The sequence below is a fragment of the Mycobacterium europaeum genome, from assembly GCF_034555895.2.
Classification (GTDB): Bacteria; Actinomycetota; Actinomycetes; order Mycobacteriales; family Mycobacteriaceae; genus Mycobacterium; species Mycobacterium europaeum.
In genome coordinates this window covers 3,126,582-3,140,257 of the sequence record NZ_CP157315.1, presented here as the reverse complement: position 1 = coordinate 3,140,257, position 13,676 = coordinate 3,126,582, and the positions used below count along the sequence as shown (strand labels likewise).

16 protein-coding genes and 1 pseudogene are annotated in these 13,676 nt (G+C 67.5%); 14 read left to right on the top strand and 3 right to left on the bottom strand.

Going from position 1 to position 13,676, the window contains the following annotated elements; genetic code table 11:
- Window position 1: 1 nt before the first annotated feature.
- Window positions 2-847, bottom strand: a complete 846-nt coding sequence (locus tag U8D42_RS14160) for an aldo/keto reductase (RefSeq protein WP_322860178.1) — start codon at window positions 845-847, stop codon at window positions 2-4.
- A gap of 375 nt (window positions 848-1,222) precedes the next feature.
- On the opposite strand from U8D42_RS14160, the gene U8D42_RS14155 reads away from it, so the two are divergent.
- The 7 genes from U8D42_RS14155 (at window position 1,223) to U8D42_RS14125 (ending at window position 5,885) form a co-directional block, all read left to right on the top strand.
- On the top strand, window positions 1,223-2,338 hold the full coding sequence (locus U8D42_RS14155) for an alpha/beta hydrolase (protein WP_090422993.1): 1,116 nt from the start codon (window positions 1,223-1,225) through the stop codon (window positions 2,336-2,338).
- Window positions 2,339-2,420: 82 nt separating this feature from the next.
- A complete protein-coding gene (locus U8D42_RS14150) occupies window positions 2,421-3,185 on the top strand; it encodes a DsbA family protein (protein ID WP_322859948.1) in 765 nt (254 codons plus the stop codon).
- 8 nt (window positions 3,186-3,193) lie between these two features.
- Window positions 3,194-3,817, top strand: a complete 624-nt coding sequence (locus tag U8D42_RS14145) for a vitamin K epoxide reductase family protein (protein ID WP_322860179.1) — start codon at window positions 3,194-3,196, stop codon at window positions 3,815-3,817.
- A 10-nt stretch (window positions 3,818-3,827) separates the two neighbouring features.
- A complete protein-coding gene (gene rsmD / locus U8D42_RS14140) occupies window positions 3,828-4,382 on the top strand; it encodes a 16S rRNA (guanine(966)-N(2))-methyltransferase RsmD (RefSeq protein WP_322859949.1) in 555 nt (184 codons plus the stop codon).
- Between the two features lie 24 nt (window positions 4,383-4,406).
- Window positions 4,407-4,889, top strand: coding sequence for a pantetheine-phosphate adenylyltransferase (coaD, locus tag U8D42_RS14135; RefSeq protein ID WP_322859950.1), 483 nt, complete (start codon window positions 4,407-4,409; stop codon window positions 4,887-4,889).
- Window positions 4,890-5,207: 318 nt separating this feature from the next.
- Complete coding sequence (locus tag U8D42_RS14130) at window positions 5,208-5,450, top strand: DNA-binding protein (protein WP_322859951.1); 243 nt, start codon at window positions 5,208-5,210, stop codon at window positions 5,448-5,450.
- A complete protein-coding gene (locus U8D42_RS14125) occupies window positions 5,451-5,885 on the top strand; it encodes a type II toxin-antitoxin system death-on-curing family toxin (protein WP_322859952.1) in 435 nt (144 codons plus the stop codon). It abuts the gene before it with no gap.
- Between the two features lie 124 nt (window positions 5,886-6,009).
- On the opposite strand, the gene U8D42_RS14120 is transcribed toward U8D42_RS14125, so the two are convergent.
- Entirely contained in the window at window positions 6,010-7,134 is a 1,125-nt protein-coding gene (locus tag U8D42_RS14120; RefSeq protein ID WP_348636921.1) for a permease, read from the bottom strand.
- Between the two features lie 272 nt (window positions 7,135-7,406).
- Between U8D42_RS14120 and sepIVA the strand changes: the two genes are divergently transcribed.
- The 7 genes from sepIVA (at window position 7,407) to U8D42_RS14085 (ending at window position 13,237) form a co-directional block, all read left to right on the top strand.
- Window positions 7,407-8,144 (top strand): cell division protein SepIVA, encoded by a 738-nt coding sequence (gene sepIVA / locus U8D42_RS14115; protein WP_068079496.1) that lies wholly within the window; start codon window positions 7,407-7,409, stop codon window positions 8,142-8,144.
- Window positions 8,145-8,203: 59 nt separating this feature from the next.
- Window positions 8,204-8,788 carry a YceD family protein gene (locus tag U8D42_RS14110; protein WP_322859954.1) on the top strand — a complete coding sequence of 195 codons (585 nt, stop codon included), beginning with the start codon at window positions 8,204-8,206 and terminating at the stop codon, window positions 8,786-8,788.
- Complete coding sequence (gene rnc / locus U8D42_RS14105) at window positions 8,785-9,498, top strand: ribonuclease III (RefSeq protein ID WP_322859955.1); 714 nt, start codon at window positions 8,785-8,787, stop codon at window positions 9,496-9,498. The genes U8D42_RS14110 and rnc overlap by 4 nt, the downstream gene beginning before the upstream one ends.
- Window positions 9,499-9,510: 12 nt before the next feature.
- Entirely contained in the window at window positions 9,511-10,380 is an 870-nt protein-coding gene (mutM, locus tag U8D42_RS14100; protein ID WP_322859956.1) for a DNA-formamidopyrimidine glycosylase, read from the top strand.
- Window positions 10,381-10,494: 114 nt separating this feature from the next.
- A complete protein-coding gene (locus U8D42_RS14095; RefSeq protein ID WP_244275424.1) occupies window positions 10,495-10,767 on the top strand; it encodes a FeoA family protein in 273 nt (90 codons plus the stop codon).
- Window positions 10,764-12,677: a ferrous iron transporter B gene (feoB, locus tag U8D42_RS14090; protein WP_322859957.1), complete on the top strand. Its 1,914-nt coding sequence runs from the start codon at window positions 10,764-10,766 to the stop codon at window positions 12,675-12,677. The genes U8D42_RS14095 and feoB overlap by 4 nt, the downstream gene beginning before the upstream one ends.
- The gene (locus U8D42_RS14085) at window positions 12,674-13,237 is read left to right on the top strand and encodes a NifU family protein (protein WP_322859958.1); all 564 of its coding nucleotides are present in this window, start codon (window positions 12,674-12,676) and stop codon (window positions 13,235-13,237) included. Before feoB ends, U8D42_RS14085 begins: the two co-directional genes overlap by 4 nt.
- Before the next feature lie 209 nt (window positions 13,238-13,446).
- Here U8D42_RS14085 and U8D42_RS14080 read toward each other — a convergent pair.
- Window positions 13,447-13,676 (bottom strand): annotated as a pseudogene (locus U8D42_RS14080) (PIG-L family deacetylase); the annotation flags it as partial.

Below are 13,676 nucleotides of genomic sequence, written 5' to 3'. Positions count from 1 at the left end.
CTCAGACGCCCTCGAAGGTGTTGGGGTCCGGGCGCAGCCTGGTGCCGTCGTCGAGCCCGTTGATCGCGTCCATGTGCTCGGCGGCCAACTCGAAGTCGAACACGTCGAGGTTCCCGGCGATGTGCTCGGGCTTGGCCGACCGGAAGACCACCGCGTTGCCCAGCTGCAGGTTCCACCGCAGCAGCACCTGCGCGGGCGTCTTGCCGTATTCGCCGGCGACCGAGGTCACCGTCGGGTTGTCCGTCAGCTTGCCCAGCGCCAACGGCGTGTAGGACTGGGTGACGACGTTGTGCTCGGCGTCGGCCTTGCGGATCTCGGCCTGGTTGAGCAGCGGGTGCAGCTCGACCTGGTTGACCACCGGCGTGACGAACGTCAGGTCGATGATGTCGGTGAGATGCACCTCGGTGAAGTTCGAGACGCCGATCGAACGGGCCAGCCCCTCTGCGCGGCACTGGATCAGCCCGCCGAACGAATTGACGTATTCACCCCGTGACGGCACGGGCCAGTGGATCAGGTACAGGTCCAGGTAATCCAGGCCGAGGCGCTCGAGGCTTTCCTTGCAGGCCTCGATGGATCGCAGGAACCCGTGGTCGGCGGTGGCCAGTTTGGTGGTGACGAACAGTTCGGCGCGCGGGATCCCCGAGGCCGCGATCGCGCGGCCGACGGCCGCTTCGTTGCCGTAGGCGGCGGCCGTGTCGATCAGCCGGCAGCCCATCTCCAGCGCCGCCGAGACCGCGCGCTCGGCCTCGTCCTCCGACAGGTCCGCGACGCCCAGGCCAAGGACCGGCATCGTGTTTTCGTCATTAAGCGCTACAGAGGGCACGGCAGCGCCCGACTCGCCAGCCAATGTCATTCACCTGCCTGTGAAATTGAAGGATCGTGGACCCGACCGGACGCCGTCATCGAGCGAGGAGATCGACATTGCACCGGCGCCGAGTTCGAGGCGCTGAGCTCAAAATTGGACACGTCGAAGCTGCTCGCAATCCGTTAGGCGGTTCCGCTTGGGGATCACGATATTACTGGGCTGGAAAATACCACCTCATTGGCGCGGCGGCGGGGGGCGGTGATTATCGGCCCTGGTCTGCATTTGGCGAATTCGTCACCACGTAGAGTTGGTCACACCGCACACCGGAACCGGTAACCGCCCTGTCGGTGACCGGCACGAGCCGCACCTGCTCGGCGGCCGCCGGGGCCCGAAAGACGTTCATTCGAGGGAGTGCCCATGACCAAGAGCGTGCCCGCGCCAGACCTTCACCTCGGTGTGAAACACGCGCCCATGCGCTTGGCCACTCGCATGCAGGGCGCCGTATCCACCATCGGTGTCAAGGTCATTCCGTGGATCCCGACGCCCGCCAAGCGTGCGCTGTTCGGGGGCCGCTCGGTGACCATCGACGGCAACACGCTGGATCCCACGCTTCAGCTGATGCTCTCCGGTCTGCGCGCCGTCGGAATCGACGGCCTGGTCGTCGACGACGACCCCGTTGCCTCGCGCGCTCAGATGCGCCAGCTGTCGCTGGAACTTCCCGGTCCACAGATCCACGTCGACGTCGAGGACCTGTCGCTGCCCGGGCCGGCCGGCGACATCCCGGCGCGGCACTATCGCCCCGCCAACGGCGCGTCCGCGCCGCTGCTGGTCTTCTATCACGGCGGTGGGTGGTCGATCGGCGACTTGGATTCCTACGACGCCCTGTGCCGGTTGACGTGCCGCGATGCCGGCATCCACGTGTTGTCGATCGACTACCGTCTGGCCCCCGAGCATCCGGCCCCGGCCGCGGTCGAGGACGCCTACGCGGCCTTCCGGTGGGCGCACGACCACGCCGGTGAGCTCGGCGCCGCTCCCGGCCGGGTCGCGGTCGGCGGTGACAGTGCGGGCGGCAACCTGGCCGCCGTCGTCTGCCAGCTGGCGCGCGACGAGGGCGCGCCCGCCCCGGTGCTGCAGTGGCTGATCTACCCGCGCACGGATTTCACCACGCAGACACGCTCACTGAGCCTGTTCGCGCGCGGGTTTCTGCTGACCAAGCGGGACATCGATTGGTTCGAGTCGCAATACCTGCGGCGTTCGAGCGTCGACCGGTCGGATCCGCGGGTGTCGCCGCTGCTGGCCGAGTCGCTGGCCGGGCTCGCCCCGGCGCTGATCGCGGTCGCCGGTTTCGATCCGCTGCGCGACGAGGGTGAGAGCTACGCGGCGGCCCTGCAGTCCGCCGGCACCCCGGTCGACCTGCGATGCATGGGGTCGCTGACGCACGGCTTCGCCAATCTGTTCAAGCTCGGCGGCGGCAGCGCCGCCGCCACCACCGAGCTGATTTCAGCTCTGCGTGCCCACCTGAGCCGAGTCTGACCTGTCGCGCGGTCGGCGCCGGTAACCTAGAGGCGCTTAACCGACGAATGACCACCCGAGCACCGAAGGAATCACGCAGACTGTGGCCGACAAACCCAAACGCCCCCCGCGCTTTGACATGAAGGCCGCCGACGGCAAATCCGGCCGGCTCATCCAGATCGGTGGGACCGCCCTCGTCGTCATCTTCCTGGTCGCCGTCGTCTCCTACATCGTGGTCACGCACCACAAGAAGACGGCTGCGATCGGCGCGGGCGACACGGTGCGCGTGACGTCGAGCAAACTGGTCACCCAGCCCGGTACCAGCAACCCCAAGGCCGTGGTCACGTTCTACGAGGACTTCCTGTGCCCGGCGTGCGGCAACTTCGAGCGCACGTTCGGTCCGACGGTATCCAGGCTGATCGACGTCGGCGCCATCGCGGCGGATTACTCGATGGTGTCGATCCTCGACAACGCCAGGAACCAGAACTACTCGTCGCGGGCGGGCGCCGCGGCCCTGTGCGTGGCCGACGAATCCCTCGACGCGTTCCGCCGGTTCCACACCGCGCTGTTCACCACCGACCTGCAGCCCAGCGAGCGCGGGAGTAGCTTTCCGGACAACGCCCGGTTGATCGAGATCGCCCGGGAGTCCGGTGTCGTCGGCAAGGTGCCCGACTGCATCAACAGCGGCAAGTACATCGGCAAGGTCACCGCCGAGGCGTCGGCCGCGAAGATCAACGCGACGCCGACCATCAAGATCAACGGCGACGACTACGACCCGTCCACACCCGACGCCCTGGTCGCCAAGATCAAGAGCATCGTCGGCGACGTGCCGGGCATCGACGGCGCCGTGGCCCCCGCGGCCGCGTGACCACCCCGGTGTCAGCCCAAACCGATGACCTGACACCGCAATCGCGTCCCGAAGCGCCCGTACCGGCGCCCAGCGCGTGGTGGGTGCTGATCGCCGGCGTGATCGGCCTGGTCGCCTCCGCGGCGCTGACCGTGGAGAAGATCGATCTTCTACTCAACCCGGCGTACGTGCCGTCGTGCAACTTCAACCCGATCCTGTCGTGCGGCTCGGTGATGGTCACCCCGCAGGCCTCGCTGCTGGGATTCCCCAACCCGTTGCTCGGTCTGGTGGCGTTCACCGTGGTGGTGGTCACGGGGCTGCTGGCGGTGACCAAACTGGCGTTGCCGCAATGGTATTGGATCGGGCTGACGATCGGTCTGCTGATCGGTGCGGCGTTCGTGCACTGGTTGATCTACCAGAGCCTGTACCGCATCGGTGCGTTGTGCCCGTACTGCATGGTCGTCTGGGCGGCCACCATCACCCTGCTGGTGGTCGTCGCGTCGATCGCGTGCCGTCCGGCGCTGCAACGCCGCGGACACGGTGTGGCCTCGGCGCTGTACCAATGGCGCTGGTCGGTCACCGCGCTGTGGTTCACCGCGGTGTTCCTGCTGATCATGGCGCGGTTCTGGGACTATTGGTCGACGCTGCTGTAAGTGTTGGCACGTGACCCGGATCATCGGCGGCGCGGCGGGTGGCCGGCGGATCGTCGTCCCGCCGCGGGGGACAAGACCCACCACCGATCGAGTGCGCGAGTCGCTGTTCAACATCCTGACCGCGCGGCATGACCTGACCGGCGCCGCGGTGCTGGACCTCTACGCCGGTTCGGGCGCACTGGGATTGGAGGCGCTCTCACGCGGGGCCGCCTCGGCGTTGTTCGTCGAATCGGATCAGCGCAGCGCCTCGGTGATCGCCCGCAACATCGACGCCCTGGGTTTGAACGGTGCGGCAGTGCGCCGCGGCGCGGTCGCAACCGTATTGGCCGGCGGCGCGGCGAGGCCGGTCGACCTCGTCCTGGCCGACCCGCCCTACGACGTCGAGGCCGCCGAGGTCGAAGGCATGCTCGCCGCCCTGGTCACACACGGTTGGGCGGACGCCGGGACCGTGGTTGTGGTGGAGCGGGCGGCGACCGGTGCGCCGTTGACCTGGCCGGCCGGCTGGTCCGTATGGCCGCCGCGCGTGTACGGCGACACCCGGCTGGAGATGGCCGAACGACTCTGAGGCGGGCGTGTAGCGTCTTGCGTCATGAGTGGCGCGGTATGCCCCGGGTCGTTTGATCCAGTGACGTTGGGCCACATCGACGTCTTCGAGCGGGCGTCGGCCCAGTTCGACGAGGTTGTGGTGGCGATCCTGACCAACCCCGCCAAGGAGGGCATGTTCGACCTCGACGAGCGGATCGCGATGATCACCGAGTCGACGACACACCTGCCGAACCTGCGTGTTCAGGCCGGGCAGGGTCTGGTGGTGGACTTCGTCAGGTCGCAGGGGATGACCGCCATCGTGAAGGGGCTGCGCACCGGCACCGACTTCGAGTACGAGCTGCAGATGGCGCAGATGAACAAGCACATCGCCGGTGTCGACACGTTTTTCGTCGCGACGACACCGCGGTACTCGTTCGTGTCGTCGTCGTTGGCCAAAGAGGTCGCGACGTTCGGCGGCGACGTCTCGCAGCTACTGCCCGAACCGGTCAACCGCCGGCTGCGCGAGAAGCTCGCCCGTTGCTCGTAAAGCCTTGCGCTGCAACGCATGCTAGTGGCTAGGGTTCGTCGTCATCGTCGTCCCGTAGGAGTTTTTCTCTGGTGGTGGTGGGCGTTGGCCATTCAGTGCCCCTTTGGCGTCTTTGCGGGTGGTCCAAGCGTCGGGTTGAGCAGGCGGTTTTAGGTCCGCAGGCGAAGGCGAAGTTGTCGATGTCGGTGCGGCGGGCACTGGGCCAGTCGGTGACATGACTTCGGACAAGTAGGCGGCGCGGCGCGGCCGCGGTCCTTGGGCCTGCTCATATCCGCGCAGCTGTGGCGCGATAGTGCGTAACTATGACATCATGGTGTCATGAAGGCACAGGTTAAGCAGGACGCCCAGCGTACGACGGGGCTCACGGTTCGGCTACCCGCGGAGTTGGCTGACGTGTTGCGCAACTATGCGTTCTTAACTAGCACGTCGGCCAACGAAGTGATCAAGCTCGCGCTAACCGAATACCTCAAGACGCATGGGCGCGCTGAGATGATGCAAACCGCTTTCGACGAAGTGCTGCGCCAGCACGCCGTAGCGCTGGACAAGCTCAAGGACATGTAGGTGCCGATCTACCTCTCGACCAACGATGTGCAGCGCATCAACGAGAGGCTTTGTGGGCCGAATCAGTTGCGCGAGTACGGGTTGCTGGATGCTGCAACCGTTCGCCCAATGCAAAGCGCTGGCGGCGAAGACGCCTACCCCAGCATCCATGAGAAGGCGGCGGCACTTCTGCACGGGCTAGCACGGTTCCATCCGTTCATCACGGGCAATAAGCGCACCGCGTGGGTTGCGACAGCTATGTTCTATATGGTCAACGGATACAACCTGTACGCGGAAGCCGGCGCGGTGGTCGGACTTACCGGCGATGCTGCCGAAGGCGTGCTTGGTGTGGCCGATATCGCGGGCATTCTCAAAGGGTGGGCACAACCATTCGATACGCCCGACGATGATGACGACGACCCTGGAAGCCAACGGGACTACGCCATCGCGCATTGACCGGACCGCCGCGCGATTAACCCTCACATGTCGGTGCGCGAGACCGCCAACGCGCTAGCAGGGAATTTGAGGGGCGTTGGAAACCGCCATAGATGCACACTCGCGCAAAAGATTTCCGACGCCACTAGTGACACTCGTGCGCGTGCTCGTGCCCCCCGTCGGGGGAGCCGCCCATCATCCGCGCCATCGGAATTCCGCCCGTTGCGACGAACCGGGCGACCAAGACGGCGGCGACGACGAGGAAGGCGATGTTGAGCCAGGTCGTGTAGTTCCACGAAATCGCCGCTTCCATGACCGTGGCATTGCGCTGCTTCGGGATGAGACTCGTTGCGCCGAAGATCAATTCGACCAGATACCCCGCGGTCACCATGGCGGCGTAGAACGTGCCCAGCAGCGCCAGCATCATCTTGGTGCCGTAGTACTTGCGGTAGATGTTCAGGATCGGCACGATCAGCAGGTCGGCGTAGATGAACGCGATGACCCCGCCGAAACTGATGCCCCCGTTCCACAGCACCGCCGCCAGCGGAACATTGCCGATCGAGCAGACGAACGACACGATGGCGACGATCGGTCCCACCAAGGGCCCCCAGATCGCGGACCAGCCGGGATGATCGGCCAAAAAGAAAGCCTGCCAGAACGTTTCGGGCACCCAGGCCGCGATGGCCCCCGCGATCAGCAAGCCCAGCACGAGGTCGCGCAGGATGGCCAACCACTCCATCGCGAACACGTGGGCCACGGAGGTGAAGCCCTCGGGGGAAAACAGCCGCCGAACGAACGAGCCCTGCTTCTTGATGGACATGTCCATGGCGGCATGGCCTTCCATCGAGCCGGCGATCCCGCGGTCAGCCTGCTCGCGGGCCGCATCGATGAGCCGCGAGCGCACGAACAACCGGAACAAGACGGCGAGCACCACGATCATCAGCGGGCCGCCGACGAACTCCGCGGCGGTGAACTGCCAACCCATCAGCAGGGCCAGGATGATGCCCAGTTCCACCACCAGGTTGGTGGAACCGATCTCGAATGCCATGGCGGCGATGAAGCTGGCGCCCTTGCGGAACAGCGACCGGGCCAACGCCACGGCGGCGTACGAACACGACGACGATGCCGCGCCGAGTCCGGCGGCCAGCGCCAGGGTGCGTGGCCGGTCGTCGCCGAGCAGCGCCACGATGGTCGAACGCCGCACCACCGCCTGCACCACCGCCGACAACGCAAATCCCAGGATCAGCGCCCACAGGATTTCCCATGTCATCAACCCCGCCACCGTCAACGCGTGTCCGACCGCCGCTAGCACGAGTGCTCGACCCCCTTCGGTTGGCTTCGACCCAACGTATACCCCATAGGGGTATGCGTCAACCGTAGCAAAGCGTCCTGGCCAGGGCGGAGAGCCGCCCTGGTCCCTAGAATGGCCGCAACAGGCGCAACCAGTGAATGTCCGACACACCGGCCTTGCCACCGCTGTCACAGAGGCAACACCAGGCACACTGGTAACAACACGTTTGCAGAAGCCAGGAGGATATGGCCGTGTACCGAGTCTTTGAAGCGCTCGACGAGTTGAGCGCCATCGTTGAAGAAGCACGCGGCGTTCCGATGACGGCCGGCTGCGTGGTGCCACGAGGTGACGTGCTGGAACTGATCGACGACATCAAGGATGCGATCCCCGGCGAGTTGGACGACGCCCAGGACGTGCTCGACGCGCGCGACTCGATGCTGCAGGACGCGAAATCGCACGCCGACTCCATGGTCTCCTCGGCGACCACCGAGTCGGAGTCGATGCTCAACCACGCCCGCGCGGAGGCGGATCGGCTGTTGTCCGACGCAAAAGCGCAGGCCGACCGCATGGTGAGCGAGGCGCGCCAGCACAGCGAGCGGATGGTCGGCGAGGCGCGCGAGGAGGCGATGCGCATCGCCACGGCAGCGAAGCGGGAGTACGAGGCCAGCGTCGGCCGCGCCCAGGCCGAGGCCGACCGGCTGCTCGAGAACGGCAACATCTCCTACGAGAAGGCCGTGCAAGAGGGCATCAAGGAACAGCAGCGCCTGGTCTCGCAGAACAGCGTGGTCGAGGCGGCGAACGCCGAGGCCACCCGCCTGATCGACTCGGCGCACGCCGAGGCCGACCGGCTGCGCGGCGAATGCGACATCTACGTCGACAACAAGCTGGCCGAGTTCGAGGAATTCCTCAACGGCACGCTGCGCTCGGTGGGCCGCGGTCGTCATCAGCTCCGGACGGCGGCCGGCACGCACGACTACGCGGTGCGCTAACGCGGCAGCCGGGCGGCCGCGCCCTGGAATTGTGCGGTTCGCGCCGTAGGATTTGTCCTATGACGCGGCAGCACAGCAGCACCTCCCAGCGCCGCCTGAGCTCGCCGTTGACGGTCGACATCACCCGGCTCGGGCGTCGCCCCGGGGCGATGGTGACCCTGCGGAAGACCGTACCCAGCCCCTCGCGCATCGGGCTGGACATGATCGCGATCGAGGCCGGCGCCCCGTTGGAGCTGGACCTGCAAGTTCAGTCGGTCTCCGAGGGCGTACTGGTGACGGGCACCGTTGACGCGCCCAGCGTTGGCGAATGCTCACGCTGCCTGACCCCCGTCCACGGTCACGTGCGGGTCCAGCTGACCGAACTGTTCGCCTACCCCGACAGCACGACGGAGGCGACCACCGAGGAAGACGAGGTCGGGCACATCGTCGACGACGCGTTCGACCTCGAGCAGTCGATCGTCGACGCGGTGGTACTCGAGCTGCCGTTCTCGCCCGTGTGCGCTCCCGACTGCCCGGGGCTGTGCCCCGAATGCGGCGTTTCCCTCGCCGCCGAGCCCGGGCACCACCACGACCGCATCGACCCGCGCTGGGCGAAACTGGCCGGCATGTTCCCCGAACCCGACGCGCCGCGGGGCGAGCAATGACGTCGCGACAGGACCTGCTCGGCGCGCTGGGCGTCGAGCTGCCCGAGGAGCTGCTCACGCTGGCGTTGACGCATCGCAGCTACGCCTACGAGCACGGCGGGCTGCCGACCAACGAACGCCTGGAGTTCCTCGGCGACGCCGTGCTGGGCCTGACCATCACCGACGAGCTCTACCACCGCCACCCCGACCGCTCGGAAGGGGACCTGGCCAAGCTGCGGGCCAGCGTCGTCAACACCCAGGCGCTGGCCGACGTCGCGCGCAAGCTGTGCTCGGACGGCCTGGGCGCGCACCTGTTTCTCGGGCGCGGGGAGGCCACCACCGGCGGCGCCGACAAGTCGAGCATTCTGGCCGACGGCATGGAATCGCTGCTGGGCGCCATCTACCTGCAGCACGGGATCGACACCGCCCGCGAGGTGATCCTGCGGTTGTTCGGCCCGCTGCTCGACGCCGCGCCCACGCTGGGCGCCGGGCTCGACTGGAAGACCAGCCTGCAGGAGCTGACCGCGGCCCGGGGCATGGGCGCGCCGTCCTACGTCGTCACCTCCACCGGCCCCGACCACGACAAGGAGTTCACCGCCGTCGTCGTCGTGATGGACACCGAATACGGGTCCGGGGTGGGCCGCTCCAAGAAGGAAGCCGAGCAGAAGGCCGCGGCGGCGACCTGGAAGACGCTGGAAGCGCTCGACACGGCGGGGAAAACGCCGGCCTAGATGCGCGAATAGATGCCCGAACTACCCGAAGTCGAGGTGGTCCGCCGCGGCTTGCAGGCCCGCGTCGTGGGCAAGACGATCACGGCCGTGCGGGTGCACCACCCGCGCGCGGTGCGCCGGCACGAGGCCGGGCCCGGCGACCTCACCGCCCGGCTGCTCGGCGCCCGGATCACCGGCACCGACCGGCGCGGCAAGTACCTGTGGCTGCTGCTCGATACCGAACCCGCGCCCTCGGAATCGGACACGGCCCTGGTCGTGCACCTCGGGATGAGCGGACAGATGCTGCTGGGGGAAGTGCCGCGCGCCGAGCACGTGCGCATCTCCGCGCTGCTCGACGACGGGACCGTGCTGAGCTTCGCCGATCAGCGCACCTTCGGCGGCTGGATGCTCGCGGATCTGGTGGGCGTGGACGGCAGCGTGGTGCCTGCTCCCGTCGCGCACCTCGCGCGCGACCCGCTGGATCCGCTCTTCGACCGCGAAGCCGTGGTGAACGTCTTACGACGCAAGCATTCCGAGATCAAGCGCCAGCTCCTCGACCAGACCGTGGTCTCGGGCATCGGCAACATCTATGCCGACGAGGCGCTGTGGCGGGCCAAGGTCAACGGCGCCCGGATCGCCGCGACGCTGAGCCGGGCCCGGCTGGGCGCCCTGCTGGACGCCGCCGCCGACGTGATGCGCGACGCGCTCGCGCAAGGCGGGACGTCGTTCGACTCGCTCTATATCAACGTCAACGGCGAATCGGGCTACTTCGACCGGTCGCTGGACGCCTACGGCCGCGAAGGCCTGAACTGCCGGCGCTGCGGCGCGGTGATGCACCGGGAGAAGTTCATGAACCGGTCGTCGTTTTACTGCCCGAAATGCCAGCCCCGCCCACGGCGTTGAGGGCGGGTCAGGTCGTGCGGGGAGGCCCGCAACGTTTCGGGGAAAGGTGAGGTTATCCTCACCTAGCATCGTTATCCTGGGTGGCATGGTGAACCTTCGGCGTCGGGACTACTAATGCGGGATTCAGTTCGGGTGTCGGGTCCGCCGACCGTGCTGGCTCAGCTCACGCCGGGCCAGCGGGCAACCATCGTGGGCGTGGCGCCGGCGGCGCCGCCCGTGGTGGCGGGCCGGCTGCGGCAACTGGGATTCCGGCCGGCGTCCCACGTCGAGGTCATTCGCCGCGCCCCGATGGGAGACCCGACCATCTACCGGGTTCAAGACACCGAACTGTGCTTGCGCCGGCGCGAGGCCCGCCTGATCGAAGTCGACACGGAAAGCGGCTCATGACGTCCTGCCACGAGGAGGGCGGCACCGCGCTCGCGGTCGCGGGCATGGCGCGCGTCGCGCTGGTCGGCAGCCCCAACGCGGGCAAGACCTCCGTCTTCAACCAGCTGACCGGACTGCGCGCCAAGACCGGCAACTACCCGGGCGTCACCGTCGGCCGCAGCGTGGGCATCACCAAGGTGGACGACGTCGAGATCGCCGTCGAGGACCTGCCCGGCACCTACAGCCTGCAGCCGATCAGCCCGGACGAACAGGTCGTGGCCGACCTGCTGGCCGGCAACATGGCCGACGCCGATCGGCCCGACGCGATCGTGTTGGTGGCCGACGCCACCACGCTGCACCGCTCGATCACTCTCGTGGCCCAGGTGCTGCGGCTCGACGTGCCGTGCCTGTTGGCGCTGACCATGACCGACGAATTGACCGCGCGCGGCGGCGCCGTCGATATCGACGCCTTGTCGACGGCGCTGGGCATCCCGGTGATCCCCGTGATCGCGCACCGCGGCGCGGGGATCGACACCCTGCGCGCCCGACTGGCGTCCTTCGACCGGTGGCAACGGCCCCCCATCCTGCCCCCGCACCACGACGACGCCGTCGACGCCTGGGGCAAGTCGGTGCTACGCGCCGCCGGATACGTTGCGCCGCAACCGGATCGGCGCACCCGAGGAATCGACGCGATCGTGCTCCATCCGCTCTGGGGCACCGTCATCTTCTTCGGGGTGATGTTCTGCTTCTTCCAAGTCGTCTTCACCCTTGCCGCGCCACTGCAGGACCGGGTGAGCCAGGGGCTGGGCTGGCTCGGCGCGCTGGTCAGCGACCACGTCGGCAACTACGTGGTGCGCGGCCTGCTCGGCCAGGGACTCATCGGCGGCGTGGGAACGGTGCTGCAGTTCATCCCGCAGATCGTGTTGCTGTTCCTGTTGATCGCGTTGTTGGAGAACGTCGGCTACATGGCCCGGGCCGCGTTCTTGATGGACCGGGTGATGGCCGCGACGGGGTTGGAGGGCCGTGCGTTCGTCGCGATGCTTTCCTCTTTCGCGTGCGCGATCCCGGGAATCATGGCCACCCGGACGCTGCCGTCGTCGCGCGACCGGATCGCGACCATCATCACGGCGCCGTTGATGACATGCTCGGCGCGGCTGCCGGTGTTCACCCTGCTGGTGGGGCTGCTGGTGTCGCCGCAGACCCAGTGGTGGGGCCTGAGCGCGCAGGGCGTCGCGATGTTCCTGCTGTATGTGTGCGGCGGCACCTCGGCGCTGATCGCGGCCTCGCTGTTCAAGTCGACGATCCTGCGCAGCGATCTGCTGCCGTTCACGATGGAGCTTCCGCCGTACCGCTTCCCGTCGGCCAAGAACGTGCTCATCACGATGTGGGATTCGGCGAAGGTGTTCCTGCGCAAGGCCGGAACCATCATCCTGGGCACGTCCGTGGTGCTGTGGGTGCTGCTCAACCTGCCCGCCCGGCAGGCGGAGACCGCACAGATGTCGCCGACGCAGACCACCGCCTACGTGATGGACCACAGCTACGCCGCCGACATCGGCAAGGCGATCGGACCGGTGTTCAAACCGCTGGGGTTCGATTGGCACATCAACGTCGCGCTGCTCGGATCGTTCTCGGCGCGTGAAGTTTTCGTGTCGACCCTGGGGCAGGTTTCGGCGGCGACGAACCCCGAGGATCCGCATGAGGCGCTGGTCTCCATGACCGACGACGACGGCCACAAGGTGTTCACCTCGTCGACCGTCATCGCGCTGATGGCGTACTTCATCTTCGCGCTGCAATGCATGTCCACGGTCGCGGTGATGCGCCGCGAAACCAACTCGTGGCGGTGGCCCGCCTTCGCCTGGTGCTACATGTTCGTCCTGGCCTGGACGATGGCCTTTGCCGCCCGGTCGATCGCGATAGCCGCGGGCGCATGATCCCGATCCACGCCACGGCCACCGCGAATCCTCAGCAGCTGCGCTGGGTGGTTCCACCCGACCGGCTGCCGGCGCGCGGAACCGTTCGGCAGGCCCCGGGCAGGTTGGGCGCTCTGCTGGACGGCGGGACGATCGCCGAGGTTCTGGTGGGCGCCGGCGACATCCTGATCACAACCGGCGCGGGTCACAGCTGGCGCGAGTTGGGAGACGACGTTCGCGAGGCGCTCAGCGAAGCGCTGGTGGACCCGCAGGAGTGGGTGGTCGACGAATCGTCGGCCCCGGGCCTGGAAAGCGTTGCCGCGGAACTGCTCGCAGGCCCCGTCGGCGCGCTCGCCGCTTCGCACGGCGGGTCGATCGAGCTGGTCTCGGTGGCCGGCCGCACCGTGACGGTGCGAATGATGGGCGCCTGCGACGGGTGTCCGGCCGCGTCATCCACGTTGCGTGACGTATTCGAGCGCGAACTGCGGGCGCGGGCCGGTGATGACGTGCTGGTGTTGTCCGAAAGCGGTTCGCCCGCAATCTCATTCGGCAAGAAGCTGCTGTCGTTGATAGTCCGCTGAGGGCGCGACGGGCGCCTCGGTCGTCGAGTGTGCGTTCGGGGCTTCGGGTGTGCGTTCAGGGCGGCGACACGCCGGGCGGCATCACCCAGGACGCACACTCGATTCAGGGCTCAGGGGCACTCAATTGGGCACTCAATCGAAGATGTCGCGCCGGGAAAACCCCGGCGGGTAAGGCGGGGTCGACAAACCATTCGCGGGGAAACAGCAGGCCGAAGGCCTGCGGCGGCAGCCGGAGCAGGGCGCCGTACATCCGCCCGCCCGAACCGGACCCGTCCCGGCGGGTCCGGGTAGAACAGCGGGTCGTAGCCGCTGTCGGCATAGCCCAGGCACTCGACCCGGTGCGCTCCTAAAATGTCTGCGCTGCGGCGCAATTCGCCCAGCCGGACGTCGCGATCACCTCGTCGTCCGGGTGGGCGTGGAAGGCGACCACGGTGGCCAT

Coding starts and splice junctions, on each gene's coding strand:
- U8D42_RS14155 (WP_090422993.1), top strand. CDS start 1,223: ATGACCAAGAGCGTGCCCGCGCCAGACCTTCACCTCGGTGTGAAACAC.
- coaD (WP_322859950.1), top strand. CDS start 4,407: ATGAGTGGCGCGGTATGCCCCGGGTCGTTTGATCCAGTGACGTTGGGC.
- U8D42_RS14130 (WP_322859951.1), top strand. CDS start 5,208: ATGAAGGCACAGGTTAAGCAGGACGCCCAGCGTACGACGGGGCTCACG.
- U8D42_RS14120 (WP_348636921.1), bottom strand. CDS start 7,134: ATGACATGGGAAATCCTGTGGGCGCTGATCCTGGGATTTGCGTTGTCG.
- U8D42_RS14110 (WP_322859954.1), top strand. CDS start 8,204: ATGACGCGGCAGCACAGCAGCACCTCCCAGCGCCGCCTGAGCTCGCCG.
- rnc (WP_322859955.1), top strand. CDS start 8,785: ATGACGTCGCGACAGGACCTGCTCGGCGCGCTGGGCGTCGAGCTGCCC.
- mutM (WP_322859956.1), top strand. CDS start 9,511: ATGCCCGAACTACCCGAAGTCGAGGTGGTCCGCCGCGGCTTGCAGGCC.
- U8D42_RS14095 (WP_244275424.1), top strand. CDS start 10,495: ATGCGGGATTCAGTTCGGGTGTCGGGTCCGCCGACCGTGCTGGCTCAG.
- feoB (WP_322859957.1), top strand. CDS start 10,764: ATGACGTCCTGCCACGAGGAGGGCGGCACCGCGCTCGCGGTCGCGGGC.
- U8D42_RS14085 (WP_322859958.1), top strand. CDS start 12,674: ATGATCCCGATCCACGCCACGGCCACCGCGAATCCTCAGCAGCTGCGC.